General features: G+C 60.8%; 23 protein-coding genes and 1 pseudogene. 14 read left to right on the forward strand and 10 right to left on the reverse strand.

Going from position 1 to position 24,529, the window contains the following annotated elements; genetic code table 11:
• Window position 1 precedes the first annotated feature (1 nt).
• The 4 genes from RRH01S_RS09190 to RRH01S_RS09205 all read left to right on the forward strand — a co-directional run bounded on the left by RRH01S_RS09190 (window position 2) and on the right by RRH01S_RS09205 (window position 4,293).
• The gene (locus RRH01S_RS09190; protein WP_042471052.1) at window positions 2–997 is read left to right on the forward strand and encodes an ABC transporter ATP-binding protein; all 996 of its coding nucleotides are present in this window, start codon (window positions 2–4) and stop codon (window positions 995–997) included.
• Window positions 975–1,910 carry an ABC transporter ATP-binding protein gene (locus tag RRH01S_RS09195; RefSeq protein WP_007690468.1) on the forward strand — a complete coding sequence of 312 codons (936 nt, stop codon included), beginning with the start codon at window positions 975–977 and terminating at the stop codon, window positions 1,908–1,910. Before RRH01S_RS09190 ends, RRH01S_RS09195 begins: the two co-directional genes overlap by 23 nt.
• Window positions 1,911–1,923: 13 nt before the next feature.
• Window positions 1,924–2,982, forward strand: coding sequence for an aldo/keto reductase (locus tag RRH01S_RS09200; RefSeq protein WP_012649469.1), 1,059 nt, complete (start codon window positions 1,924–1,926; stop codon window positions 2,980–2,982).
• 69 nt (window positions 2,983–3,051) lie between these two features.
• Entirely contained in the window at window positions 3,052–4,293 is a 1,242-nt protein-coding gene (locus RRH01S_RS09205) for an acyl-CoA dehydrogenase family protein (RefSeq protein ID WP_007690466.1), read from the forward strand.
• A 77-nt stretch (window positions 4,294–4,370) separates the two neighbouring features.
• Here the strand turns inward: RRH01S_RS09205 and RRH01S_RS35220 are convergent.
• From RRH01S_RS35220 to RRH01S_RS09210, 3 genes and pseudogenes are all read right to left on the reverse strand, one after another.
• A pseudogene (locus RRH01S_RS35220) lies at window positions 4,371–4,499 on the reverse strand (IS5/IS1182 family transposase); the annotation flags it as partial.
• A 35-nt stretch (window positions 4,500–4,534) separates the two neighbouring features.
• Entirely contained in the window at window positions 4,535–4,726 is a 192-nt protein-coding gene (locus RRH01S_RS34170) for a hypothetical protein (protein WP_131597829.1), read from the reverse strand.
• A 275-nt stretch (window positions 4,727–5,001) separates the two neighbouring features.
• A complete protein-coding gene (locus tag RRH01S_RS09210) occupies window positions 5,002–5,358 on the reverse strand; it encodes a DUF1515 family protein (protein ID WP_234711672.1) in 357 nt (118 codons plus the stop codon).
• A gap of 313 nt (window positions 5,359–5,671) precedes the next feature.
• Between RRH01S_RS09210 and RRH01S_RS09215 the strand changes: the two genes are divergently transcribed.
• On the forward strand, window positions 5,672–6,130 hold the full coding sequence (locus RRH01S_RS09215; protein WP_042471056.1) for a hypothetical protein: 459 nt from the start codon (window positions 5,672–5,674) through the stop codon (window positions 6,128–6,130).
• On the opposite strand, the gene RRH01S_RS09220 is transcribed toward RRH01S_RS09215, so the two are convergent.
• Complete coding sequence (locus RRH01S_RS09220; RefSeq protein WP_042471059.1) at window positions 6,127–7,737, reverse strand: ABC transporter substrate-binding protein; 1,611 nt, start codon at window positions 7,735–7,737, stop codon at window positions 6,127–6,129. The genes RRH01S_RS09215 and RRH01S_RS09220 overlap by 4 nt on opposite strands.
• 282 nt (window positions 7,738–8,019) lie before the next feature.
• On the opposite strand from RRH01S_RS09220, the gene RRH01S_RS09225 reads away from it, so the two are divergent.
• Window positions 8,020–9,030 carry a LysR substrate-binding domain-containing protein gene (locus RRH01S_RS09225; RefSeq protein WP_042471062.1) on the forward strand — a complete coding sequence of 337 codons (1,011 nt, stop codon included), beginning with the start codon at window positions 8,020–8,022 and terminating at the stop codon, window positions 9,028–9,030.
• Between the two features lie 9 nt (window positions 9,031–9,039).
• Here RRH01S_RS09225 and RRH01S_RS09230 read toward each other — a convergent pair whose 3' ends face one another.
• The 6 genes from RRH01S_RS09230 to RRH01S_RS09255 are packed head-to-tail and all read right to left on the reverse strand — an operon-like array spanning window position 9,040 to window position 15,364.
• Window positions 9,040–9,888 (reverse strand): NADPH-dependent oxidoreductase, encoded by an 849-nt coding sequence (locus tag RRH01S_RS09230; protein WP_012649474.1) that lies wholly within the window; start codon window positions 9,886–9,888, stop codon window positions 9,040–9,042.
• Window positions 9,889–9,901: 13 nt separating this feature from the next.
• Window positions 9,902–11,233 (reverse strand): LLM class flavin-dependent oxidoreductase, encoded by a 1,332-nt coding sequence (locus tag RRH01S_RS09235; protein ID WP_012649475.1) that lies wholly within the window; start codon window positions 11,231–11,233, stop codon window positions 9,902–9,904.
• The gene (locus tag RRH01S_RS09240; RefSeq protein ID WP_012649476.1) at window positions 11,230–12,453 is read right to left on the reverse strand and encodes an acyl-CoA dehydrogenase family protein; all 1,224 of its coding nucleotides are present in this window, start codon (window positions 12,451–12,453) and stop codon (window positions 11,230–11,232) included. Before RRH01S_RS09240 ends, RRH01S_RS09235 begins: the two co-directional genes overlap by 4 nt.
• 13 nt (window positions 12,454–12,466) lie before the next feature.
• Window positions 12,467–12,808, reverse strand: a complete 342-nt coding sequence (locus RRH01S_RS09245) for a DUF3088 domain-containing protein (RefSeq protein ID WP_012649477.1) — start codon at window positions 12,806–12,808, stop codon at window positions 12,467–12,469.
• 10 nt (window positions 12,809–12,818) lie between these two features.
• Window positions 12,819–14,174, reverse strand: coding sequence for an LLM class flavin-dependent oxidoreductase (locus RRH01S_RS09250; protein ID WP_034522253.1), 1,356 nt, complete (start codon window positions 14,172–14,174; stop codon window positions 12,819–12,821).
• 11 nt (window positions 14,175–14,185) lie between these two features.
• Window positions 14,186–15,364 carry an acyl-CoA dehydrogenase family protein gene (locus tag RRH01S_RS09255; RefSeq protein WP_034522251.1) on the reverse strand — a complete coding sequence of 393 codons (1,179 nt, stop codon included), beginning with the start codon at window positions 15,362–15,364 and terminating at the stop codon, window positions 14,186–14,188.
• A gap of 387 nt (window positions 15,365–15,751) precedes the next feature.
• Between RRH01S_RS09255 and RRH01S_RS09260 the strand changes: the two genes are divergently transcribed.
• The 8 genes from RRH01S_RS09260 to RRH01S_RS09295 all read left to right on the forward strand — a co-directional run bounded on the left by RRH01S_RS09260 (window position 15,752) and on the right by RRH01S_RS09295 (window position 24,497).
• Window positions 15,752–16,594, forward strand: a complete 843-nt coding sequence (locus tag RRH01S_RS09260; RefSeq protein WP_034522250.1) for an ABC transporter ATP-binding protein — start codon at window positions 15,752–15,754, stop codon at window positions 16,592–16,594.
• Between the two features lie 21 nt (window positions 16,595–16,615).
• Window positions 16,616–17,692, forward strand: coding sequence for an ABC transporter substrate-binding protein (locus tag RRH01S_RS09265; protein ID WP_042471068.1), 1,077 nt, complete (start codon window positions 16,616–16,618; stop codon window positions 17,690–17,692).
• Window positions 17,693–17,727: 35 nt separating this feature from the next.
• Window positions 17,728–18,546, forward strand: coding sequence for an ABC transporter permease (locus RRH01S_RS09270; RefSeq protein WP_034522247.1), 819 nt, complete (start codon window positions 17,728–17,730; stop codon window positions 18,544–18,546).
• A gap of 2 nt (window positions 18,547–18,548) precedes the next feature.
• Window positions 18,549–19,325, forward strand: coding sequence for an ABC transporter permease (locus RRH01S_RS09275; RefSeq protein WP_034522245.1), 777 nt, complete (start codon window positions 18,549–18,551; stop codon window positions 19,323–19,325).
• 128 nt (window positions 19,326–19,453) lie between these two features.
• Window positions 19,454–20,458: an LLM class flavin-dependent oxidoreductase gene (locus RRH01S_RS09280; RefSeq protein ID WP_042471071.1), complete on the forward strand. Its 1,005-nt coding sequence runs from the start codon at window positions 19,454–19,456 to the stop codon at window positions 20,456–20,458.
• A 112-nt stretch (window positions 20,459–20,570) separates the two neighbouring features.
• Window positions 20,571–21,128 (forward strand): GNAT family N-acetyltransferase, encoded by a 558-nt coding sequence (locus tag RRH01S_RS09285; protein ID WP_012649486.1) that lies wholly within the window; start codon window positions 20,571–20,573, stop codon window positions 21,126–21,128.
• Window positions 21,129–21,169: 41 nt separating this feature from the next.
• The gene (locus RRH01S_RS09290) at window positions 21,170–22,804 is read left to right on the forward strand and encodes an ABC transporter substrate-binding protein (RefSeq protein ID WP_042471073.1); all 1,635 of its coding nucleotides are present in this window, start codon (window positions 21,170–21,172) and stop codon (window positions 22,802–22,804) included.
• 70 nt (window positions 22,805–22,874) lie between these two features.
• Window positions 22,875–24,497 (forward strand): ABC transporter substrate-binding protein, encoded by a 1,623-nt coding sequence (locus RRH01S_RS09295; RefSeq protein ID WP_042471075.1) that lies wholly within the window; start codon window positions 22,875–22,877, stop codon window positions 24,495–24,497.
• Window positions 24,498–24,529 lie beyond the last annotated feature (32 nt).

A 24,529-nucleotide genomic window follows, 5' to 3' on the forward strand; every position in this document is an offset into this window, starting at 1 on the left:
GATGCCGGCGCTTCTCGATGTTCGCGATTTCTCCGTCCGCTTTGCCGCCGCAGAGCCGGTAAAAGGCGTCAGCGTTTCCGTGACGCCGGGAGAGATGCTGGCGATCGTCGGCGAATCCGGTTCGGGCAAGTCTTTGACGGCGCTCGGGCTGATGGGCCTGCTGCCGCGCCAGGCGAAAGCCGGTGGCCAGATCCTTTTTGATGGTCAGGATCTCCTGACGCTGCCGGAAAAGGAACTGCGCCGTATTCGCGGCTGGGACATCGCCATGATCTTCCAGGAACCAATGACATCACTCAATCCGGTGCTGACGATCGGCGACCAGATTGTCGAAGTCTTGCGCATCCACGAGAATCTGAGCCGCAAGCAGGCGCGGGCGCGCGCCATCGAGCTGCTTGATCTCGTCAGCATTCCCGATGCCGCCCGTCGCGTTGACGATTATCCACATCAACTTTCCGGCGGCATGCGCCAGCGCGTGATGATCGCCATCGCCGTTGCCTGCGATCCGAAGCTTCTGATTGCCGACGAGGCGACGACCGCGCTCGACGTGACCATCCAGGCGCAGGTGCTGCAATTGCTCGACGATCTGCGCAGCAAATTGAACATGGCGGTCATCCTCATTACGCATGACCTCGGTATTGTCGCCCAGTGGGCCGACCGCGTCGTCGTCATGTATGCGGGCCGCAAGGTCGAGGAAGGCTTGCCGGATGTGGTCTTCGAGACGCCCTACCATCCCTATACGCAGGGCTTGCTTGCCGCCTCGCCGAGGCTGAATGCCAATTACCATTATCGCGACGGGCGGCTGTCCGAAATTCCGGGTTCGGTCGTCTCCGCGGCGGGCGAAACGGGCTGTTCGTTCCGGCCGCGCTGTCCGGTGGCGCGAGCTTCATGCTCCTCTTCCGTCCCGCCGCTGCTCCATCTTCCGGCCGGTCGGCAGGTTGCCTGTCCCTTTGGTTCCTCGTTGACGGAGGCCGCACATGCCGTTGCTATCGGTCGATAGGCTTTCGACCCATTATTCAGCCAACGCCGGCACGGTTCGGGCAGTCGACGACGTCTCGCTGGAGATCGGCGAGGGCGAAACGGTGGCGCTCGTCGGCGAATCCGGCTGCGGCAAGTCGACGCTCGGCAAGTCGCTGATGCGGCTCGTCAATCCGTCGGCCGGCCGCGTCACCTTCAAGGGACGTGATGTCTCGGCCATGTCCGCGAAAGAGTTGCGATCCATCCGCCGTAACATCCAGATGATCTTCCAGGATCCGTTCGCCTCGCTCAACCCGCGCCAGACGATCCGCGCGATCCTGACGGCGCCGCTTGCCGTCCACGGGATCGGCGATCGCAAGCGCCGCGATCAGATCGCTGCGTCCATGGTCGAGCATGTCGGCCTGCCACCGGATGCGCTGGATCGCTATCCGCATGAATTTTCCGGCGGCCAGCGCCAGCGTATCGGTATCGCCCGAGCCTTGATCCTGCAGCCGGAGCTGGTAATCTGCGACGAGCCGGTATCGGCGCTTGATCTTTCGATCCAGGCGCAGATCCTCAATCTCCTCGTCGAGATGAAGACGGAGCTGTCGCTTTCCTACCTCTTCATCTCGCACGACCTTTCCGTCGTCCGGTATTTCGCCGACAGGGTTCTCGTCATGTATCTCGGCCGCATCGTCGAGAGCGCATCGACCAGCGCGCTTTGGACCGGCGCCAAGCATCCCTACACGCAGGCGCTGCTTGCTGCCGTGCCCGATCCTTCCCGGCGCAGGCAGGCGGCTCCGATCACCGGCGACCTGCCGAGCCCGCACAATCCGCCGTCGGGCTGTCGCTTCCACACACGCTGTCCGCTGGCGACCGACCTCTGTCGGGCCGAGGACCCCGCCTTACGTCAATTCCACGGCGACCATGCCGTCGCCTGTCATCACGCTCAATAGAATGGAGAATGAAATGGTTGACTATCGCTATCTGGGGCGCAGCGCCCTCAAGGTATCGCCGCTGAGCCTCGGCACGATGATGTTTGGCGGCCCGACGCCGGATGATGTCGCCTTCCGGATCATCGACAAGGCGCGCGAGCAGGGGATCAACTTCATCGACACGGCCGACGTCTATCACGACGGCAAGTCCGAGGAAGTGGTTGGCCGCGGTATCAAGAACCACCGCGATCATTGGGTTCTCGCCACCAAGTTTGTCAATTCGCACAAGAAGGGTCCGAACCTCGGCGGCCATTCCCGCAAATGGGTGATCGAGACGGTCGAGAATTCGCTTCGCCGGCTCAAGACCGATTATATCGATATCCTCTATTTCCACCGAGCGGTCTTCGATGCGCCGCTCGAGGAGCCGGTGCGCGCCATTGCCGATCTCATCCGCGCCGGCAAGCTGCGCTATTTCGGTGTCTCGAACTTTCGTGGCTGGCGTATCGCCGAGGTCGCGCAACTGGCGGACCAACTTGGTATCGACCGCCCGGTCGCCAGCCAGCCGCTTTACAATATCGTCAACCGCACAGCCGAAGCCGAGCAACTGCCGGCCGCCCATCACTACGGTCTCGGGGTCGTCTCCTATTCGCCGCTCGCGCGTGGCGTGTTGACCGGCAAATACGAGCCGGGTCAGGCGCCTGGGAGCGACACGCGCGCCGGCCGTGGTGACAAGCGCATCCTGGAAACCGAATGGCGTCCGGAATCGATCGCCATCGCCAAGGAGATCGCGGCGCACGCGACCCGCAAAGGCATCGCCCCGACTGAATTCGCGCTCGCCTGGGTGCTGAACAACAAGCTCATCTCCGCTGCCATCACCGGTCCGCGCACGGAAGAGCATTGGGATAGCTATATTCGTGCCCTCGACGTGAAGCTTGATGCCGAGGATGAGGCGCTGGTTGATCGTCTGGTGACCACGGGCCATCCGTCGACGCCCGGCTTCAACGATCCGAGCCACCCCCTCGAAGGCCGGGTGCCGCGCAGCAATCTATCGGCGTCCGAGAATGTCGTGCCGCTCGCACGCGCCGTCGCCTGACGATCTCCCTCAGGGCTCGCCGGTCGCGAGCCCTGATATTCATCATTCCGGTGCCGAGAAAGTTCCTCCATGCCGACCATCGCCCCAGCCATCCAGCCCGTTCAGGCTGCGTCTCGTTCCAGCGATCTGACGGCGTTGCTTGCCAAGGTGCCCGAGCTTGCCACGGAAATTGCCAAGGAGGCAGCACGACGGGACTTGGAGCGTGAGCTGCCATTCGAGGCGTTCCGGCTCTTCAGGGAGGCCGGGCTCGGCACATTGCGCATTCCCGTTGATCTCGGTGGTCCGGGCGGCTCGGTCGTCGATTATATCGAAATGATCATGACGATCGGTGCTGCGGACTCCAATGTCGCCCATGCGCTCAGAAGCCATTTCAATTTCACGGAAGGGCTGCTGCTCAATCCCAATACGGCCCTCGACCGGACCCAGCTTAGCCGCGTCCTCTCCGGCAAGCTTTTTGGCGGGGCTCATACGGAGCAGGGCACCAAACGCCCCGGTGACGTGACGACCCGGCTGACGAAGTCCGGCGACAACTATCGGTTGAATGGCCGCAAATGGTATGCGACGGGAACGGCCTTTTCCGACTTTGCCTCCTTCAGCGCCAGGAACGACGACGACCAGCTTGTTGGCGTTCTCCTGCCCGTTGATCGCAAGGGCATCACGATTCTCGACGACTGGGATGGCATGGGCCAGCGGCTGACGGCAAGCGGCGGCGTGCTGCTGGAGGACGTTGAGGTCCTGCCGCATGAGATTTCCACCCGAGGGCTGAACACGCTCGTCGGCCGCCATGTCTCGACGCTGCGGCAATTGCATCTTGCCGCCTCGATGGCGGGCGCCGTGCGCGGCGTTCTTGCCGAGGGCATGGACTATGTGCGCAGGCAGGCGCGATCGACCGCCCATAGCGCCGCCGAAACTGCAAATGCCGATCCCTTCGTGCAGAAGATCCTGGGCGAGATCGCAGCCGGCTCCTTTGCCGTCGACACCCTGATCCGCGAGAGTGCGCGGGCACTCGACCGGACCGTGGCCGCATTCGCCGCTGGCGACCCGCAAAAACTGGAAGCGGCCCTGGTCGAGAGCGCGTTGACGACGGCGCGAACGCAGATTGTCACCTCACAGCTCGCGCTTGCCGCGGCAACCAATGTCTTCGAGCTGGGTGGCGGGTCGGCAACCTCCCGTCATCTCAATCTCGATCGCCACTGGCGTAACATCCGCACGCTCCTCAATCACAACCCGCTGCTGCACAAGGCAAGGGTGGTCGGCGACTATTACATCAACGGAACGACCACACATCTCGAGGAAGGCAAGGTCTTCTAGGGGCGGGGCGCATTGTTTAGAGCCAAAAGATACGCGTAGCAGCGATACAGATGGCGGAGAAGAATGTGTGTCCGCATCTTCAGGTACGTGGCGCCGATCATAATGCGGTCCGGTTTTATACCCGAGCCTGCCAAGGCCGCGAAGATGCGATCGAAGACGCCGAGACGGTTCCAGCGGATGAAGCGATTATAGAGCGTCTTGTACGGCCTGTGATCCTTTGGAACATCCTTGAAGCCGGACGCTATGCATCTTCCGGACCGGATTCGTCTTCGGTGGCACGAAGATGCAAATCATTGACATGATCCTCGCCCATGTCCGGCTGGTCGTCTTCAATAAGGGTTTTCGGCTTGATATTCTTGATCATAAGACCGCCGGCTCCAAAGAAAGCGCAGGTAATTATAGCAATAAAAATGTACCCGACAGCTCTATCCATTGGCTAATCCGCAGTCTCCATGATCTGTTAAGCGTACCCCTTAGATATAAGGAAAATAAATTAGTTTAATACTTACTACATGCGTTAGAAACAAACCAATAAAATCGATCTTGCAGCGCACGCGTGCTTTTAGTTCTTCCTTCAAGGAAATTCCCTATTAAAATCCTGTAGAATCCGCTTTGGTATTGGAAATACGCCGAAACGGGATAATGCCGTCGTTCCTTGGCCAAATAATAGCACTTTCGTGGTGGATTATTTCCCCAAGACCAACAGCGCTAACCGCCTGAACGCATCAGCAAATGTGTCGCCCAGCTCCATACCGCCAAATTCAATGACGCTGAGAGCATCCAAGCTATGAGCTTCCAGCTCTTCACGTCATCCGTGACGGGCCGCATCTTCGACACGTCCTCTTGAACCGCGGCGCTATTGCCCTCGACCCTGCTGACACGCTCAACAAGCATGATCCATATGTGTTGGTGCATTGAGGCCCGGCTACTGTCCGATTTGATCTCTGATCGTCGGAGTGCATCCCCCAGATTGCGGACTTCGGCTAAACCTTCCCCGTCTTCTGGTGAAGGCGTGGATCGTTCTCGGCTGGCGACATTATCGCTCTTTCGATGGGGAATAGACACTAGAGCGCTTCAGTGCTTCACGGAATCCCTGAAGCGCTCTAGCTTATTGTTTCTACGCAATTCCGGACGGAAAACCGCTACGCACTTTTCCTGGAATTGTTCTAGCCGGCGCTGACGACCCCTTGCTCGCGGCTGCTGCGGAAGCCAGTTCGATCCATTGCGATGGTTCACAAAACACTGCGAGCGGTCGACTTGCCGAAGATATCTTCGTGAGGCACTCTGCAAGCTCGGCTGTCGCGGGACCGCGTGCTTTTGTTACGTCGCAAAATTCCGCCTTAAACGGGGAGTTTTGCGGTGGAGGGTGTGAAAGAAGATGATCAAATTTGTCCTGGTCTTTTGGAGCATAGTCTGGCGTTCTCTCGTCATTATCATGCTAAGCGCTGGCATCACCTGGGGGCTGTCCGAACTGCTGCATTCGCTATTCGTCCAGTCTGAGTTTTCCATCAAGTTTCGGCTTTCGCTGACGTTTCTCCCCGCCGCCTTCATGTTCGCAATATTGGCCATGCGAACCAATGGCTTTCGTAATCTCCTGTTCGAACAACGATCGGTGATATCGAGCGCAAAATGGCGACAGACGTATGTTGGATTAGCGGCATGCGCGTTTAGCATTGTCGCAATCAGCTGCATTGCCGCTTTGACCACGAGTACCGACACATGGTTTGCCCTCCGGGCCTTGCTTCCCCTACCGCTGTTCGTGCTTTTTGGAGTTGGCCTCGCGATATGGCAGACGCTTGATGATCCTGCGGATCGTCTTCCCAAGTCAGGCCCTTAGGCGTTCTTGAGGAGGTAGGCGTTGGAGAGGCTGCCGGAGAGACCGTCGGCGACGACAGTGTGGTCGTGGACTTTCTTGTTGAAGATCGTCAGCTGCCGGAACGACACCAGGGTGATGTCGGGCAAGTCGGTGGCGATGATGACCTGCATCCGGTTGAAGAGTTCGACGCGCTTGGCATGGTCGTTTTCGACCGCAGCCTGTTCGAAGATGCTGTCGATCTCGGGGTTGTTGTAGCCGGAGCCGTTCGAGAAGGGCACACCCTTCTTGAAGTTCTTCGACCAGTAGAGACGCTGGACGCCGATGGTCGGATCGAAGGTATTGCCCATGCCGCCTGTCACGAAGGCAAAATCGCGGTCGGTATAGACGCGCTTCAGCCAGGTAGGCACATCTTGACCGCGAAGATCGACCTTGATGCCGATTTTTGAAAGTGCGTCGCGGAGGTAGTCACCGATCCGGGTATAGGTGTCGCCATAGGGCATGACGTCATGCGGCACCTCGAAGCGGACGCCGTCGCCGCCGCGCGGGAACCCGGCCTCATCCAGCAGCTTTTCCGCCTTGGTCTGATCGAAGGCATAGACCGGAGTATCGGGATTATAGAAAGTCTTCAGGTAAGGGCTGATCGGGCTCGGGGCCGGGATGGCGTAGCCGTAGAAGGCGATATCGGCGATCTTCTGCCGGTCGATCGCATGGGCGACGGCCTGGCGGACCTTGTCGTGCTGGAAATACTTGTTCGCGAGGTTGAACTCGATGCGATAGACGGTCGGCGAATAGTCGTTGCCGCGATCTTCGACTGAAAGCGTCGGCAGCGTCTTGATGCGATCGATCTCGCTCAGCGACACCGGCGTATCCGGGGCGATGTAAACCTCGCCGGTCTCCAATGCCGCGAGACGTGCGCTGGCATCGGGAATGAACTTGATGACGATCCGGTCGAGATAGGGCAGCCCCTTGTCCCAGTAATCGGGATTGCGGTCGAGGATGACATGGCTTCCAACCACCCATTCGCGAAAGATGAAGGGGCCGGTGCCAACTGGCGCGCGACCATTGGCATTGCCCGGAAGATCCGTGCTGCCCTCGTAGACATGTTTCGGCACGATGGGCGACTCGCTCGCCTGCAGCGCGCCGAGCAGATAGGGGGCGGGCTTGGAGAGCCTGATGATTGCGGTATGATCATCCGGCGTCGCCACCTCGGTCACGCTGGAGAAGGTGGCGCGGCCGCGCGGATGAACCTCTTTCAGAGCCAGGATCGAGAAGGCGACATCAGCCGAGGTGAAATCCTTGCCGTCATGCCATTTGACGCCCTGGCGCAGTTTGAACGTATATTGCAGGCCGTCGTCGCTGACCTGCCATTCCGTTGCGAGTTGCGGAATGGGCTTGAAGTCCTCCAGCCCATAGGCCAGCAGCCCCTCGGTCACCTTGCCGCTGACGCGCGTCGTCGGGCCGGCCGTGTGGGCGAGCGTGACGAGGGTTGGCGGTTCCGGCTGAACGAGCAGGGTCAGCGTTCCCCCGGCTGCCGGCTCGGCGGCTCGTGCAAAGCGGCCCAGCGGCGCTACAGTGCCGATGGTGGCAAAGGCGAGGACTTGATTGAACTGCCGTCTTCTGATGTTCATGAATTTCCCCAGGCTTGATCTCTCGGCAGTGACCTGCCGGTGCTATCTTCAGATCGGAAGCCGGAAATTCGGAAGAATGTTTTTCTCACCGTCTTTGAAAGAAAAGCTTCGCGCTACGCGCTGAGGCAGAGATGGTAATCTAGTAAAAATATAGACTATTCCGAAGTTTTAGTTTTTGCTTCCGCAAAGCGGGGCTTCAGGGAAAGAAAATGTTTCCATCGCGGCGGGCAAACGCAAAGCACGTTCTCGTCTAAGCCGGCATGATTGTGTTGCAATCGCCCTATGATGACGATCGCGAACCCCCGGAAAAAATCCATTCAGCCGACCCTGGCGCGTCTGCCTCCGCTGACGTCGCTTCGTGCTTTCGTCGCCACAGCGCGGCACCTGAATTTCCTGCGCGCAGCCGAAGAGCTGCATGTGACGTCTGCCGCGGTCGGGCAACAGATTCGCCTGCTCGAGGACTATCTCGGCCAGCCGCTCTTCCACCGTACGCGGGGGCAATTGCAGCTGACATCAGCCGGACAGGCGTTGGTGCCCGGTCTGACGGACGCCTTCGATGCGGTGCTCGGCGCAATGACGCAATTTGCCGCCAGTGATCACGAACAGCCGATCCGGGTTTCCGTGGCGCCGTCTTTTGCCAGCAAGTGGCTGATCCCACGGCTGGACGGTCTGCGCCGCGCCGCACCGGGACTGCAGGTTCTGGTCGATGCCTCCGCGCAACTGACTGATCTCGACAGCGGCGATGCCGATTGTGTTATCCGATATGGCAGCGGCGCCTATCCCGGTCTCGTGGTGGATCATCTGTTCTCCGAGGCGGTCATCCCGATTTGCAGCCCGGAATTCGCCGAGCGGCATTGGCTCCGCAACGGTCCGAAGGCAATCGAAGGGGTGCCGCTGCTGCATGAAGATGGCGCGGAGCACGATCATTCCTGCCCGGACTGGAATGCCTGGCTGAGGGCGGAAGGACTTTCCTATCGGCTGTCACAGGGCGGCTTCCGTCTCAGCCAATCGTCCTTGGTCATTGATGCGGCGCTGGCGGGGCAGGGGCTTGGTCTCGGCAAGGTCCGGTTGGCGGAAGCCGAGCTTAGGGCGGGGCGGCTCGTTAGCCCCTTCGGCAGTCCCCAGCCCGTCAGCTTTTCCTATTTCTTCGCGACAACGGCCACCAAGGCGCGCCTAACGCGCGTCGATCTCTTCCGCAACTGGCTGCAGGCGGAGGCGAAGACGCTGCAGGCGGTCGATGAGGTCCTGACATGGAATACACGCCCGGACCTCAGCATTATCGCCGCTGAATAGGGACAATCTCTACTTCAGCTTGAAACCGAGTTTGCGCACGGCAGCGCCGAGGAGATGACGCCCTTTCAGGGCCTCGACAGTGCCGATCCTGTTCTTCACCAGCTCCGTCCAGTCCGCGAGCGGCAAGGACTGTTCCGCCTGAAAGCTGCCGAGCGCGGCGTTATAATCCCTGAGATCCTCTGGACGAGGTGTCGTATCGTAATGTTCACGATGCAGGACAGTCGTCTGCGGCAATCTCGGCTTGACCCCGGCAGGAACGGCCGGATCGGGGTAGCCGACAGTCAGGCCGAAGACCGGGAACACGCCTTCCGGCAATTCCAGCTCGCGGGCGACCAGTTCCGGATCGTTGCGGATCGCGCCGATATAGCAGGTGCCGAGTCCCAGTGACTCCAGTGCCGAGACCGCATTCTGCGCGGCGAGTGCGGCGTCGATGACCCCGAGCAGGAAACTTTCGACATAGTCGAGACCCTCCGCCGATGAGCCGCCCTCGGCAGCTATGTTGCGCGGCCGGTTAAGATCCGCTAGCCAGATCAACAGGAGCGGTGCCTGCGTGATCTGCCGCTGCGTGCCGGCAACCGTGTTCAGCCTGCTCTTGCGCGCTTCGTCCTTAACGGCGACCACGCTCCAGGCTTGCAGATTGGAAGAGCTAGGTGCCGACTGGGCGGCGGCGATCGCCAGATGAAGCACGCTGTCCGGAACCGCCTTGGGCAGATAATTGCGCACGCTGCGATGTGACAACAGCGTGTCGAGCGTCTCGTTCCAATCGCCCGAAAGGCGCTGGTCGTTGCGATAGCGCTCGGTGGCAAGGACGGTCAGGCGATCATCCTCTTCGGTCCTGACGGGAGCTAAGGATGTCATAGGGTCTTCTCCTTCATTCGGCGGCAGCTATGGCATAGGGATTGGCGGGACGTGCGAGGCCAAGATGATCGCGGAGCGTCCGGCCGGCATAGTCCTGCCGGAAAAGTCCTCGGCGGCGCAGGATCGGCACGACTTCGTCGACGAAGACCTCCAGTCCATGCGGCAGAACATCCGGCATCAGATTGAAGCCGTCTGCGGCGCCTGAGCGGAACCATGTCTCGATGTCGTCGGCGACCGCCTGCGGCGTGCCGATGATGGTGCGATGTCCTGTCCCGCCGTTGAGCGCCCGGATGAGGCCACGCACGGTCAGCTGGTCGCGCCGGGCAAGCGCGAGGGTTGCCTGAAAGAAGGTGTGCCCGCCATCAGGTGGCAGTGGAATATCGTCCGGCAAGGGCTCGTCGAGCGTCAGCCGTTTCGGGTCGATCTGCAGTACGCCGGACAGCCGCGCAAGACTATATTCCAGCGGAATGAGTTCGCGCAGCTCTTCCTGTCGCCGTTTGGCTTCCGCCTCCGTGCTGCCGATGATGGTGGCGAGACCGGCGAGCACCAGCAGGCTGTCTGGCGCACGGCCGAAGCGTGCTGCTCGGGCCCTGAGATCACCGGCATAGTCCAGCGCTTCCTCGAAAGACTGGGACGCCGAGAACACAGCTTCGGCATGCTCGGCCGCGAGTTGCCGCCCGTCGTCGGAGCCACCGGCCTGAACGAGAACGGGGTGACCCTGTGGTGGGCGCGGGATGTTGTGCGGGCCATGCACGGAAAAATGCTTGCCGCGATGAGCGATCGCATGCACCCGCGTGGGATCGACGAAGCGCCCGGTGGCGACATCGCCGAGAAATGCCTCTTCCTCCCAACTGTCCCACAATGCTTTCACGACCGTCGTGAATTCGGATGCCCGCTCGTACCGGCTGCCATGTGCCACCGGCTTCTCGAGGCCGAAGTTCCGGCTTTGCGAGAGATCGGCGCTGGTGACGATGTTCCAGCCCACGCGACCGCCGCTCGCATGATCCAGCGTCGCGAAGCGGCGGGCGATGTTGTAGGGCTCGTTATAGGTGGTCGACGCCGTGGCGATGAGGCCGATGCGGTCGGTATGGGCCGCGACGGTCGCCAGCACGATCGTCGGTTCCAGCGATGTCAACGGACGGAAATCGACGCGATCGGAAATGGCCGCCTGGTCGGCAAGGAAGATCGCATCGAAGGTGCCGCGCTCGGCGACGCGGGCAACGTTGACATAATGGTTGATATCGAAGGAGGCGCGGGGATCGCTTCCCTCCATTCGCCAGGCCGCCGGCGAAAAGCCGGAATGCAGGATGTTGATGTTCAGGTGCAACTGCCGTTTCGCGTTCATTGGAAGATCCCCGGCTCAGGAAACTCGCCGGTCAGAAACCAGTTTCCGACGTTACGCGTCTTGTATTCAGCGGGGTTGTGAAGTGTGTGGATGCGGACGTTGCGCCAGAAGCGGTCGAAGCCATAGGGCCTGACGGCCGAGCGTGCGCCCATCACCTCGAAGATCTCGCTGGTCACCTCCAGAGCGACACGGCCTGCCAGGACATTGGCTGAAGCAACGGCGATCGTCGTCTTGCCGCGATCCTCGGCCGTTAGATTCGTCCCCTTGGCATAGGCGTCGTCCAGTGCCGTCAGTGCCCGGTCGGCAAGCGCCGTTGCCGCCTGTACCTTGATCCAGAGTTCGCCATATTGCCGCTTGATCCAGGGGTCGTCCTGATGGCGTTCGACGCCGGAATGGATCCAGGGCCGCGATTTGGTGATGGTATAGTCGCGCGCCGCAATCAAGGCACCCTGGGCGCTGCCGATGAAGACGTTGAGCAATACGCTCTGCTGTTGCATCGGCGTCAACAAGGCGATTGCGTCACGCGGCCGCTCCGGCAAAATCTCGTCGGCCCTGATCTTCACGTCCTTGTAGAAGACCTTGCCGCTGCCCGTCTGCCGTTGGCCGATGCCGTCCCAATCGTCGGCAATGGTGATCCCTTCGCGGCTTGGCGGGATATAGGCGGTGCTGCGCTGGTTCGTCTCCTCATCCTCCCAGGCGACCGTCAGGTAATCGGCGACATGTGATCCGGAAGCAAAGGGTCGGAAGCCGTTGAGGACGACCCCGCCATCCGATTCCCGCCGGCCGAAAAGGCTCTTGGAGAAGCTGTTGGTCGTATTGCCCCAGAACCATCGTCCCGCCGCAGAGCGGCGCAGAATGCCCGCTGAATAGCTATCAGAACTGGCGGTAACGGTGTTCTGCAATGGGCTGAAATGATAGCCGTAGAGGTGTCCGATCGACCCATCCACCTTGGCGAATTCGCGGACGATCCGCATGGCCGTTGAATAGCGCTCGCCGATCCCACCGAATTCCCTGGGGATCAACAGATTGACGAGCCCGCTTTCCTTCAGGAGCCTGACCTGCTCTTCCGGCCTGCCACCCTGTTGGTCCCGCTCGATCGCATCGCGGGCGAAGATGTCGCGTAGTTCCACCGCCTTGGCGAGGTACGGGTTCGTCGTATCCGGTGCGAAGAGAGTTGGCGAAAGGAGGGGCAGTTCGAAGCCGGCGGGTTTCACGGTCATGCTTCATTCCCCTTCACTTATGGAGACGCGGAAAACCGTGCCGCTCGGACAACAACTCTAGAATGCGATCCGTCGCGCTGACGAAGCGGGTTCCATTCCGATCTCCGGCGTCGGCAGGTGCTTCGCCCGCAAGAATGAGAACCGGCAGGGACTGGTTTTCCTCGCCGATGGCATCGATCACCTTTTGGCGTGGCCGGGCGAAGGGAACGCGCTCAACATCGATTCTGGCTGCGAGATCGGGAAAGCTGGCGAGCAGACCCTCGATCGCGTTGCAATGGGGGCAGGCGAAGGTGGTGCCGGGGTGTTTGGGATCGGAAAACCCCGGTGAAATCAGGAACAGCTTGTCACGCGCCATTGGTCTTCTCCTATTCTGCTGCGACCGCATTGCCAGCGGAAAAGCGATTGGGCGGGCGCTTCAGCCCGAGATTTTCGCGTAGCGTCGACCCCTCGTATTCCTGGCGGAACAGGCCACGGCGGCGCAGTTCCGGCACGACGAGATTGATGAAATCGGCCAGACCGCCCGGCATGATCGGCGCCATGATGTTGAAGCCGTCGGCGCCATAGTTTTCGAAGCGCTCTTCCAGCACGTCGGCGATCTGCGTCGGCGTGCCGACGACCTGCCAATGGCCGCGCGCCCCGGCGATGCGCAGATAGAGCTGGCGAATGGTCAGGTTTTCGCGTCGGGCAAGATCAAGCAGTAGTTCCTGCCGGCTCTTGCCGGCATTGGTGACCGGCGGGTCGAGCGGCACAGGGCCGTCGAGCGGATAAGATCTCAAATCGACACCACTCAACTGCGACAGGAGATTGAGGCCGACCTCCGGCTGGATCAATTCCTGCAGCGCCTCGAATTTCTCTTGCGCCTCCGCTTCGCTTCGTCCGATCACCGGGAAGATACCCGGCAGGATCTTGAGGTCGTCGTGCGAGCGGCCGAATTTGGCGAGCCGTCCTTTGACGTCCGCGTAAAAGGCGGTGGCTTCCTCAAGGGTGATCTGTGCGGCAAAGATCGCTTCCGCCGTTCGGGCGGCGAGCTCCTTGCCTGGTTCGGAGGCGCCGGCCTGCACCACGACCGGCCGACCTTGCGGCGAGCGCGGAATGTTCAGCGGCCCGCGAACCTTGAAATGCAGGCCCTTGTGTTCGAGCCGATGCAATTTCTCGGGGTCGAAATAGCGGCCGCTCTCACGATCGCGGACGAAGGCGTCGTCGTCCCAGCTATCCCAGAGGCCAAGCACGACGTCGGCGAATTCCTCCGCGCGGTCGTAGCGGTCACCATGCAGGATTTGCGTATCGTGGCCGAAATTATAGGCGGCGTCGGGATCGGACGACGTCACCAGATTCCAGCCCGCACGCCCGCCGCTCAACCGGTCGAGCGATCCGAACTGCCGCGCCAGATTATAGGGATCGGAGTAGCTGGTGGAGGCAGTTGCGATCAGCCCGATATTCTTGGTGACGCTGGAAAGCGCCGAAAGCAGCGTGATCGGCTCGAACGGATAGACGCCGCTATGCGCCTTGCGGCTCGCCGCATCAACATCCTTCAGCCGCGCGGCCACGCCGTCGGCAAAGAAGATCGCATCGAACTTCGCAGCCTCCGCCAGCTTGGCGAGCTCGATATAGTTCTCGAATTCGGTGCCGACCGATGCCTGCGGATGCCGCCAGGCGGCTACATGATGGCCGGTGAACAACAGGAAGGCGCCGAGCTTGATCTTGTCCTTGCGTCTTGCCATGGAGGGTCCTTTCAGCGGTACATTGCCGGTATGGGAAACTCGCCGGTCAGCAACCAGGTGCCGACGGTGCGTTTCTTGTATTCGGCGGGATTGTGCAGGGTGTGGGTGCGGACGTTGCGCCAGAAACGGTCGTAGCCATTGGCGTTGGTGGCCGAGCGCGCGCCCATGACCTCGAAGATTTCGCTGGAGACGGCGAGCCCGATTTCGCCCGCATAGACATTTGCCGTGGCGACGTCGATGGCCGCGATACCGCGATCCTCGTGCGATAGGCTTGGCCCCTGATTGAAGGCTTCATCCAGGCTCCGGGCCGCCTTGTCGGCAAGTTCGGTTGCCGCCAGCGTCTTGATGTAGAGATCGCCATACTGCCGCTTGATCCAGGGATCGTCGCTGTGCTTCTCGACGCCGGAATAGATCCAGGGGCGTGACGATGTCGTCGTATAGTTCTGCCCCTCGTCAAGCGCGCCCTGGGCGCTACCAACGAAGACGTTGAGCAGTACGCTCTGCTGCAACAGGGAGATCAGCGACGTATAGGGCGTCAGCGGTACATTCGGCGCACTAATCACCTCGTCGTCGAGGACTTCGACATTGTGGAAGCTGACCGTGCCGCTGCCAGTCTGGCGCTGGCCGATCCCGTCCCAATCGTCCTCGATGACGATGCCATCACGGCCGGTCGGAACGGCGGCGGTGATGCGCTCGCCCTCCGGGTTCTCCCATGAGATCTGAATATAGTCGGCGATATGGGAACCGGAAGAAAAGGGGCGCTTGCCGCTGACGATCCAGCCATTGTCGATGCGCCTTCCCGACGATGTCTTCGACATGGCATTGCCGGAATTGCCCCAGATCAGGTTCCCTGCGGCCGCGGCGCGCAGCCAATGATCCTTCTGCGCGCTCGAGCCGCGAAAAAGAACGAGATTGAGCGGAAGATGGTGATATCCGAAAAGATGGGCCAGCGAGCCGTCGGTGCGGGCGAATTCCCGCACGACCCGCAGGATGGAGAGCCAGGACGCTCCCTGTCCGCCATAGTGCCGCGGAATTTGCGCCGATGGCAGCCCGCTTTCCTTCAATAGGCGGATCTGTTCGACGGGCCTGCCGCCTTGCTTGTCGCGCTGAACGGCGTCGCGATCAAATATTCGCCGCAACTCGACGGCCCTGGCGACCAGGGGATCTGTTGTATCCGGTTCGAAGGACATGGTTGCCTCACGCATCTGGCCCTGGCGGTCCTGCTTTGCATCATGTGTGAGGGTTCGGCGACTGATGCCGCAAGTCCAGCAATATCTATTTGATCTCGTGAGAAGAAATTCTTTCCTGATCGCCATGTTGAGCTCAAGACGCGTGCACGCATCCGGCTCCTGATCAATCCTCATGGAACATTGTCCGTGCTGTGGGCGTCGCCAGCGATGACAAAATCCGAAGCGGCTCGCTTAAATAGAATATAATTTCTATAGATTATAATATTTACTGCTAGCCTCTCCTGACTCTACTGGGGAGAGAACGATGACTGGCAAGAAACGCCAGCTCAGGCGCAGAGCCTCCCTTTAGCCGACCGGCCATCGCCGCCGAATGGGGGACAGGGAAGAATGAGCGATCCTTTGCATCTGAAGATCAGCCATGTGACGCGGCGGTTCCAGGTCAATGGCGAAAGCCTGACGGCGCTCGACGATGTCAGTCTCGACATTGCCGAGGGCGAGTTCGTCACCATTGTTGGCGCCAGCGGCTGCGGAAAATCGACGTTGCTGCGTCTCGGTGCCGGGCTGGATACCGCCACCTCCGGCTCGATCACCCATGCGGGAAAGCCCGTCACCGAACCGAGCCTCGATCGTGGCATCGTCTTCCAGGAGCCCCGATTGTTCCCGTGGCTGACGGTTGCCCGCAATGTGGCGCTCGGTCTGGAAAATTCCGGACACAGCAAGGCGGACAAGAAGAGGCTCGTCGAAGAGCATCTGGAGCTGGTCGGGCTTTCCGGTTTCGCCAAGGCCTATCCGCACCAACTTTCGGGCGGCATGGCGCAGCGTGCCGGCATTGCCCGCGGTTTGGTCAATCGTCCTGATGTGCTGTTCCTCGACGAACCCTTCGGCGCGCTCGATGCCATCACCAAGGCGCGGCTCCAGGACGAGTTGCAGGAGATCTGGGCGAAGGAGCGCATCACCATGGTGCTGGTGACACATGATGTCGACGAGGCGGCCTATCTCGGTGATCGCGTCGTCGTCATGTCGCCGCGACCCGGCCGCATCCGCGAGATCGTTCCGGTGGATTTGCCGCGACTGCGCGCGAGGACCTCGCCAGCACTGACCGAGGTGCGCAACCGCGTTCTGGAAAGCCTCAATGCGACGACGCATTCCTCGCCAAGTCTCCGTGCGGTTTCGCCGGGGGGAGGGCAACGCCCGGCAGATGCCAGACCGGCCATCGCCGCCGTCAGATAAATCAGGAAACGGAGTAGCTTTATGAAACTGGTATCTATTTCCCGCCTTGCCGCTGGCGTGGCCCTTGCATTGGGCATGTTTGCCGCATCCGCCCAGGCGGAAGAGCCGCTGGTCATCCATATCGGCTACGCCGCAATCGGCGTCGACAACCGTCCCTATTCGGAAGGGACCTCGGCGGCGACGGCGCGTGCCGGCGAATATCTGGAAAAGGAATTCGCCAACGATCCCAACGTCAAGATCGAATGGACTTTCTTCAAGGGCGCCGGCCCGGCGGTGAACGAGGGGTTTGCTAACAACCAGCTCGACTTTGCCTATCAGGGCGATCTACCAGCGCTGATTGGACGGGCCACCGGTCTCAAGACCAAATATCTTCTCGCCAGCGGGGCGCGCAAGCCGCTCTATCTGGCCGTTGCCAAGGATTCCGGCATCAAGAAGATCGAAGATCTGAAGGGCCGCAAGATCGCCCTGCAGCGCGGCACCAACGGCCACCTGGCCGCGATTAAGATTCTGGAGGCGCATGGACTGAAGGAGCGTGACCTCCAGGTGATCAATCTCGATAGTGCCGGAACGGTGGCAGCGCTTGTCAGCAAGGATATCGATGCCGCCTTCGGCGACACCCAGCTCATCAATCTCGCCGCCAAGGGCAGCGCCGACCTCATCTATACGACGAAGGGCGACGATCCCCGCTTCGGCCGCAATGCCGGCATCGTCGCGCGCGAAGCGTTTATCGACGCTCACCCCGAAATCACACAGCGGGTCGTCGATGCTTTCGTCAAGGCGGCGCAATGGTCCTCGGAGGAGCCCAACCGAGCAGCCCTTTTTGAGCTCTGGCACAAATCCGGCACGGAAATCCCGATCCTTGAGGAGTATTTCCGCAACGATACGCTCGTCTACCGCAATTCGCCGCTGATCGATGACCTGCTGGTCTCGCAGTACAAGGAGCAGGCGGTGAAGAGCAAGGAATACGGCCTTATTCGTCGTGATGTCGATCTCAATGGCTGGTTCGAGCCCAAATACCTCAATAATGCGCTGGAAAAGCTCGGCCTGAAGACATTCTGGCAGCCCTATGGCGCTGACGGAAAGCCGGTCGCGTCCTGATCGCGGGCCTTGAAAACAGAGTAAAGGGAGCGGGCATGGCCGCGTTTTTCGAGACTGCCGCGCATGCCGGCATCCGGCTTCCCGCTCCATGGCGCAGGCGTCTTGCGATCGGGACTACGGCTCTAGTTGTTCCGCTTGCACTGTTGGTCCTCTGGTGGGTCGCCTCCGCCAGGGGCTGGCTGCCACAACAGATCCTGCCGCCGCCCGACTATGTCTATCAGGCGGCACGGGACCTGATCGTCAGCGGCGAGCTTCTCTACCATACGGGGGTCAGCCTGCGCCGCGTTATTATCGGCTTTGCCATCGGCGCCAGCGCCGGCCTGGTTCTCGGCATATCGATGGGCCTTTCGGAACGGGTCGAGGATTATGTCAAGCCGCTGTTCTTAGCCTTCGCGCAGATTCCGACACTCGGCTGGATCCCGCTCCTCATGCTGTTCGTCGGCATTGACGAGACCCTGAAGATCATCATCATCGCCAAGGGCGCGATCGTGCCGATGACGTTGAACACGCTGACGGGCATTCGCGGCGTTTCCCCTAGGTATCTTGAGGTCGGCCGTGCCTTGCGTTTCAGCCGTTGGCAGACCTTGCGGCTGATCGTGCTGCCGGGTGCCGTGCCTTCGATATTCACCGGCATCCGCTACGGCCTCACCCATTCCTGGACCTCGCTTGTCGGGGTGGAACTTCTGGCTTCTTCCGAAGGGCTTGGCTACCTGCTGGTCTGGGGACGGCAGATGTTCTGGCTGGATACCGTCATCGTTGCGATGATCGCCATCGGCCTCGTTGGTTTCATCATGGACAAGAGCCTGGATCGCACCGAGGTGCTGCTTCAGCGCTGGAAGCGGCAGGAGATCTGACCATGGCCACCGCAAGCAGGGCAGTCCGGTTTCGCCGTGGCATCACCTTGCCGATCCTGATGTTCGTTGCCTGGGAAGTGTCGAGTCGCACCGGTCTTGCCGACCCACGCTTTCTGCCATCACTGGAAGAGGTTGCCCGCACCGCCAAGCGCGAGTTGTTCGACAATGATCTGATCGGCGAACTCGGCTTCAGCCTGATGCGCAATATTGCCGGATTTCTAATCGGCTGCGTTATCGGGATCGTGTTCGGCACGTTCCTGGCGCTCTCGCGCATTGCCGACAGGCTGCTGACGCCAACCTTCAACGGCTTGAAACAGATCTCGCTTCTCGCCTGGATCCCGCTGATCTCCGTCTGGTTCGGCTTCGGCGAGCAGGCAAAGATCGTCTTCGTGGCGCTGGCATCTTTCATTCCCATCGCCCTCAATACCTATGACGGCATGCGGGATGCGCCCGAGGACCTGATCGAGGTCGGCCGCGCTTTGAAATTCAACGCACGGCAGCGGGTGCTGCGCATCTATCTTCCGTCCGCCATGCCATCGACCGCAACGGGCGTACATCTCGGGCTGATCTATGCTTGGCTTGCGACGGTCGGGGCTGAATATTTCCTTGCCGTCGGACGCGGCGTCGGCGGTCTGGTCATCGCCGGCCGAGAACGGTTCGACATGGCCCTCGTGATGGTCGGCGTTCTCGTTCTAGGCCTTGTCGGGTTCTCGTTAAATCGTCTGGCGCATGTCCTGGAATCCTATCTGCTTCGCTGGCGGCCGAAACAGACGCCTTGAAGGGCAGTGTCAGATAGGCCGAAAGACATTCTTCGCCACCCGCTTATATTGGAATTTCGTTCCTCGGCAATTTAGACCATTAAACATATAGATTAAATAGATAATTGAAAAGTTTGATGGCGGATTAGATGAGTTACGCGTTGAGTTTGCTCGACAAAAGTCCGATTGATGGACCGGAGGAAGCGAGTACGGCATTGGCCCGGACGCTTATCCTGGCGCAGCAGGCCGAGCGCTGGGGCTTCCATCGTTTCTGGGTCGCCGAACATCATAACAATGCGCGACTTGCGAGCTCTTCCCCGGAAGTGCTGATCGCATTCCTGCTCGCACATACATCCCGCATCAGGATAGGCTCCGGCGGCGTGATGCTACAGCACTACAGCGCTTATAAGGTTGCCGAAAACTTCAATCTCTTGGCAACGCTGGCTCCTGGCCGCGTCGACCTTGGCGTCGGAAAAGCACCCGGCGGCCTTCCTTTATCGACCCGGGCGCTGCAGGGCGCCTATGATCCGGCGCGCAAGCCGACATTCGCCGAGCAATTGGCCGAACTCGGTGCCTTCCTTGGCGATGAGGCGGCCGAGGACGATCCGAAGGCTGGCCTTCGAGCCTACCCGGTGCCGGTCACTCCGGTGAAGCGCTTTCTGCTCGGTGCCAGCATCGAGAGTGCGGAGCTGGCGGCTACTCACGGCTGGGAGTTCGTTTATGCGGGGCATCTCAACGGCGACGAAGCCTTGCTCGACAAGGTGCTCGCGACCTATCGCGACGCGAGCGGCGGAAAGATCCCGCTGCTTGCCATTGGCGTGATCGCCGCCGAAACCGATGCGGCGGCAGAGCGTCTTGCCGGCGACCTCAGACGCTTCAAGGTGGAGGTGACGAACGGTCAGAGCGTCACGGTCGGCAGCCTTGGCCAGGCGGAAGAATATATCCGGCAGGCCGGCGTGACCGACTACCGGATCGAGGAGAAGATGCCTGGTGTCATTCGCGGCACCGCCACGCATATCCATGGCGAACTCGATCGGCTTCACCGACGCTATGGGATCAGCGAATTTATTCTCGATTGTCCCGTCGCCGAGGCGCAAGCGCGCCTCATCTCGATCGACCTTCTGGCGGCGACCCATCTCGCTGTTGCCGCATGACGCATCTCCTCCAACAGCAAGCCGACTTTTGGGATGGCCGCATCCGCTTCATTCGCGGCCGCACCAGCGTCGGTGACAGCACAATCCACGCGGCACGGGAGGCCGTCCAACGATGAGTGACAGCATTCGCATCGCCACGGTCGACGACGCGCCGGTCTTGCATCGCCTGTTGCAGGCCGCCTATCAGCCATTGCGCGAGATGAACATCCAGTTCACCGCGACCACGGCCGACGTCGATCTGGTTCGAGAGAAGGTTCGCCGTCATACGACTTTCGTTGTCGAGCGCGACGCGGCGATCATCGCCACGGTCTCCGTCCGCTTTCCCTGGCCGATGGGCGAAACGCATCTGACGAGCTACCCGTTCATCCACTGGTTTGCCGTTTCGCCGGACTTCAAGCGGCAATCGATCGGCAGCGCTCTGCTCGATCATGTGGAGCTGACCTTCTTGCGCGACCAGATCAAGGCGCCGGCCGTCTATCTCGCGACCGCCACCCGGCATCCATGGCTCGCCGGCATCTATGAGCGCCGGGGCTACGAGGGCTTCTACAAGCACACCAAGAACGACGAAGAGATCGTCCTCCTGCGCAAGATCCTCAATCCGGACATCTACGAGACGCTGGAAGTCGCCGAATACAAGCGCTTCGAGCCGCAGCTGCTGGCGCAGGCGTAGTAGCGGCCGATCGACATTCAAGAGCATTGAGGGGCTGGGGCATGGCGGTAACGAGAAGAGGTTTTATAGGAACGGCGGGCGTCGTCGCCTTGACGGTGGCTATCGGTCACCGACCGGCGTGGGCTGGAAGCAATGCAGTGCCGGTCAAGGGCGGTTCGCTCGTTTATGGCGTCGAAACCGAGCCAAATACGCTGAACCCGCATCTCAACGGTCAGGCCAAGGCCAAGCTCGTGCTGCGCAACGCCTATGAATCCCTGCTGGCACGGACCGCCGACGGCGGATATGTTCCCTGGCTCGCGGCCGGCTACGAGATTTCCGACGACGGCAAGACCTATACGTTCAAGCTGCGCGAGGACGTCACCTTCAGCGACGGCGAGAAGCTCGATGCCGCGGCCGTGGTGCTGAATTTCACCAAGCTGAAGGAGCCGCTCTATTCGGGCAGCATCAGCGCCGGCTATCTCTCCTATGTCATGGAAGCCAAGGCGGCAGATCGGCACACTGTCGTCTTGAAGCTCGATCGGGTCTACGCGCCGTTTCTCGACGGCGTGGCCAGCATCGATATCCTGTCGCCGCGCGCCTTTGCCTCCACGCAGATCAAGTCTGGCGGTCCGGAGATCGCCGGCACCGGACCTTTCATCCTCGACCGTTATGTCAGGGGCCAGGAGATCCATTTCGTCCGAAATCCGGATTACAAATGGGCGCCGGCAAGTGCCGGGCATCAGGGGCCGGCCTATCTCGATGAGGTGACCTATCGTTTCCTGTCGGAATCCTCGGTCCGCACCGGCGCGCTCATCTCCGGACAGGTCGATGTCATCGAGGGGATTTCCGGCAACGATGCCGCTCTCTTCAAGGACAATTCCGATTTCACCTACCAGAGCGCGCTCAATCCCGGCACGCCCTATACACTCTATCTCAACACCACCTACGGCCCGACCAAGGACGTCAGGGTGCGCAAGGCGGTAATCGCTGCGACCGATGTCGGCCAGATTGTCGACTCCGTCTATCGCCGCGACCGCACACGCGCCTGGGGCGTCCTGACGCCGGCGGACAAGGATTTTTACGACGCGAGCATCGAGGGCAGCTATGGCTTCGATCCGAAGCTTGCCAATCAGTTGCTGGACGAGGCGGGCTGGACTGCGCGCGATGCCGACGGCTTTCGCACCAAGGACGGCGCGCGCCTGTCGATCGAGATCGTGCAGGCGCAGGTGACGCTGCGCGATCAGCGCGATGTGCTGTTGCAGGCATTGCAGGCCCAGGCCCGGCAAAGCGCGGGCATCGAACTCATCCTGAACAATGTCGATTCCGGCACCTATAGCGAGCGGCAGAAGAGCGGAAAATACGGCGCCATTCCCAATTCGACGACCAACCAGGGGAACGCGGTCACCATCTATTTCCACTACCTGCCGCCGGACCAGGGCGGCTCGATCAACTACAGCCGAACCGAGGCGCCTGAGGTTCTTGCCTGGCTGAACAAGGCAGCCTCCACGCTGGATGCCAAGGAACGCTTCGCCACCTACGCCGACCTCCAGCGCTTCGCCATCGTCGAGCAGGCCTTTGGCCTGCCGCTCTACGTCCCGGAAGACCAGATCGCCGCATCGACAAGGGTGCGCGGGGTCGGGTTCCGCCCGTTCAAGCAACTGCCCGAAAATGCCTACGACATCTGGCTGGGGGCCTAGTGGGAGACTAGCGCCGCCTGGCCTTCGTCACCGATCAGCTTCCTCCTTCATCACGGAGATAATGCCCAATATGTTTTCCCGACGATCTTTTCTGAACGCCACGGCGGCCACGCTTGCATCAGTTCTGCTGCCCATCACCGCGTATGCGCAGGACGGCAACCCTGTCAGCGGCGGCAAGCTCGTCTGGGGCGTGGAGACGGATCCGGCAACGCTCAATCCGCAGCTCAACGGGCAGGACAAGACCAAGCTCCTGCTGCGAAACGTCTACGAGTCCTTGCTTGCCCGCACGGCGGACGGCGGATACGTCTCCTGGCTTGCCACCGGTTACAAGATCTCCGATGACGGCAAAACCTATACGTTCACACTGCGCGACGGTGTCACCTTCAGCGATGGCGAGAAGCTCGACGCCGCCGCCGTCGTTACCAATTTCACCAGGCTTAAGGATGCTGCCTATTCCGGCAGCGTCAGCGCCGGACCGGTTTCCAGGGTGGTCGATGCCAAGGCCGTAAACGCTCACACTGTCGTGCTGACGCTGGGTGATGTCTATGCGCCGTTCCTTGATTTTGCCGCCAGCCTCGAAATCCTATCGCCCAAGGCCTTCACGTCTTCGCAATTGAAGTCCGGCGGGACGGAGATTGCCGGCACAGGTCCGTTCATCCTGGAGCACTATGTCAAGGGCCAGGACATCCACTTCGTCAAGAACAAGGCCTATAACTGGCCGCCGAAGATCGCGTTCCATCAGGGGCCGGCCTATCTCGATGAGGTCACCTATCGCTTCCTGCCGGAATCCTCCGTGCGGACAGGCGCGTTGACCTCCGGGCAGGTCGACGTCATCGAGGGTATCTCCGGCAATGATGCCGGGTTGTTCAAGGACAATCCGGACTTCAGTTATCAGACGGCCTTGAATACCGGCACGCCCTATTCACTGTTCCTGAACGTCACCTATGGCCCGACGCAGGATATCAAGGTGCGCAAGGCGCTTGCGGCGGCGATCGATGTCGATGCCGTGCTCAAATCCGTCTATCGCGGCGAGCGCACCCGGGCTTGGGGCATTACCTCGCCGATCGATACGCAGTTCTATGACAAGACCATCGAAGGTGCTTATGGCAGCGATCCGAAGCTTGCCAATAGCCTACTCGATGAAGCCGGATGGACGGCCCGCGACGCCGACGGCTTCCGCACCAAGGACGGCAAGCTCCTGACGATCGAAGTGGTCCAGGCGCAGGCGACAGTGCGTGATCAGCGCGATGTGCTGCTGCAGGCCCTTCAGGCCCAGGCACGGCAGAATGCCGGGATCGACCTGCTGATCAACTATGTCGATGCCGGCACTTACACCGACAGGCGCAAGACCGGCATCTTCGGTTCGATCGCCAATTCCAACACGCCGACGAACGCGATCGATATCGAATATCACTATCTGCCGCTCGATAAGGGCGGTTCGATCAACTACAGCCGCGCGTCGGCGCCGGAACTGCTCAGCTGGCTGAAAGCCGCCGCCTCGACGCTCGACGATAAGGAGCGCTTCACTCTCTACGCCAAGCTGCAGCGCTTCGCGATTGTCGATCAGGCCTATGCGCTTCCGCTTTACGAACCGGAAGATCAGGTCGCCGCCGCTTCCTATGTGAAGGGCATCAGCTTCCGCCCATTCAAGCAATTGCCCGAGAGTGCCTACGACGTCTGGCGCAGCGAGTGACGATCTGAACCCGCGCCGCCTTCCGCATCCTA

This window comes from Rhizobium rhizogenes NBRC 13257 (assembly GCF_000696095.1).
Classification (GTDB): domain Bacteria; phylum Pseudomonadota; class Alphaproteobacteria; order Rhizobiales; family Rhizobiaceae; genus Rhizobium; species Rhizobium rhizogenes.

Bases quoted from the DNA above. Each gene is read 5' to 3' on its own strand.
- RRH01S_RS09190 (WP_042471052.1), top strand. From the start codon at position 2: ATGCCGGCGCTTCTCGATGTTCGCGATTTCTCCGTCCGCTTTGCCGCC.
- RRH01S_RS09195 (WP_007690468.1), top strand. From the start codon at position 975: ATGCCGTTGCTATCGGTCGATAGGCTTTCGACCCATTATTCAGCCAAC.
- RRH01S_RS09200 (WP_012649469.1), top strand. From the start codon at position 1,924: ATGGTTGACTATCGCTATCTGGGGCGCAGCGCCCTCAAGGTATCGCCG.
- RRH01S_RS09205 (WP_007690466.1), top strand. From the start codon at position 3,052: ATGCCGACCATCGCCCCAGCCATCCAGCCCGTTCAGGCTGCGTCTCGT.
- RRH01S_RS34170 (WP_131597829.1), bottom strand. From the start codon at position 4,726: ATGGATAGAGCTGTCGGGTACATTTTTATTGCTATAATTACCTGCGCT.
- RRH01S_RS09215 (WP_042471056.1), top strand. From the start codon at position 5,672: ATGATCAAATTTGTCCTGGTCTTTTGGAGCATAGTCTGGCGTTCTCTC.
- RRH01S_RS09220 (WP_042471059.1), bottom strand. From the start codon at position 7,737: ATGAACATCAGAAGACGGCAGTTCAATCAAGTCCTCGCCTTTGCCACC.
- RRH01S_RS09225 (WP_042471062.1), top strand. From the start codon at position 8,020: ATGATGACGATCGCGAACCCCCGGAAAAAATCCATTCAGCCGACCCTG.
- RRH01S_RS09230 (WP_012649474.1), bottom strand. From the start codon at position 9,888: ATGACATCCTTAGCTCCCGTCAGGACCGAAGAGGATGATCGCCTGACC.
- RRH01S_RS09235 (WP_012649475.1), bottom strand. From the start codon at position 11,233: ATGAACGCGAAACGGCAGTTGCACCTGAACATCAACATCCTGCATTCC.
- RRH01S_RS09240 (WP_012649476.1), bottom strand. From the start codon at position 12,453: ATGACCGTGAAACCCGCCGGCTTCGAACTGCCCCTCCTTTCGCCAACT.
- RRH01S_RS09245 (WP_012649477.1), bottom strand. From the start codon at position 12,808: ATGGCGCGTGACAAGCTGTTCCTGATTTCACCGGGGTTTTCCGATCCC.
- RRH01S_RS09250 (WP_034522253.1), bottom strand. From the start codon at position 14,174: ATGGCAAGACGCAAGGACAAGATCAAGCTCGGCGCCTTCCTGTTGTTC.
- RRH01S_RS09255 (WP_034522251.1), bottom strand. From the start codon at position 15,364: ATGTCCTTCGAACCGGATACAACAGATCCCCTGGTCGCCAGGGCCGTC.
- RRH01S_RS09260 (WP_034522250.1), top strand. From the start codon at position 15,752: ATGAGCGATCCTTTGCATCTGAAGATCAGCCATGTGACGCGGCGGTTC.
- RRH01S_RS09265 (WP_042471068.1), top strand. From the start codon at position 16,616: ATGAAACTGGTATCTATTTCCCGCCTTGCCGCTGGCGTGGCCCTTGCA.
- RRH01S_RS09270 (WP_034522247.1), top strand. From the start codon at position 17,728: ATGGCCGCGTTTTTCGAGACTGCCGCGCATGCCGGCATCCGGCTTCCC.
- RRH01S_RS09275 (WP_034522245.1), top strand. From the start codon at position 18,549: ATGGCCACCGCAAGCAGGGCAGTCCGGTTTCGCCGTGGCATCACCTTG.
- RRH01S_RS09280 (WP_042471071.1), top strand. From the start codon at position 19,454: ATGAGTTACGCGTTGAGTTTGCTCGACAAAAGTCCGATTGATGGACCG.
- RRH01S_RS09285 (WP_012649486.1), top strand. From the start codon at position 20,571: ATGAGTGACAGCATTCGCATCGCCACGGTCGACGACGCGCCGGTCTTG.
- RRH01S_RS09290 (WP_042471073.1), top strand. From the start codon at position 21,170: ATGGCGGTAACGAGAAGAGGTTTTATAGGAACGGCGGGCGTCGTCGCC.
- RRH01S_RS09295 (WP_042471075.1), top strand. From the start codon at position 22,875: ATGTTTTCCCGACGATCTTTTCTGAACGCCACGGCGGCCACGCTTGCA.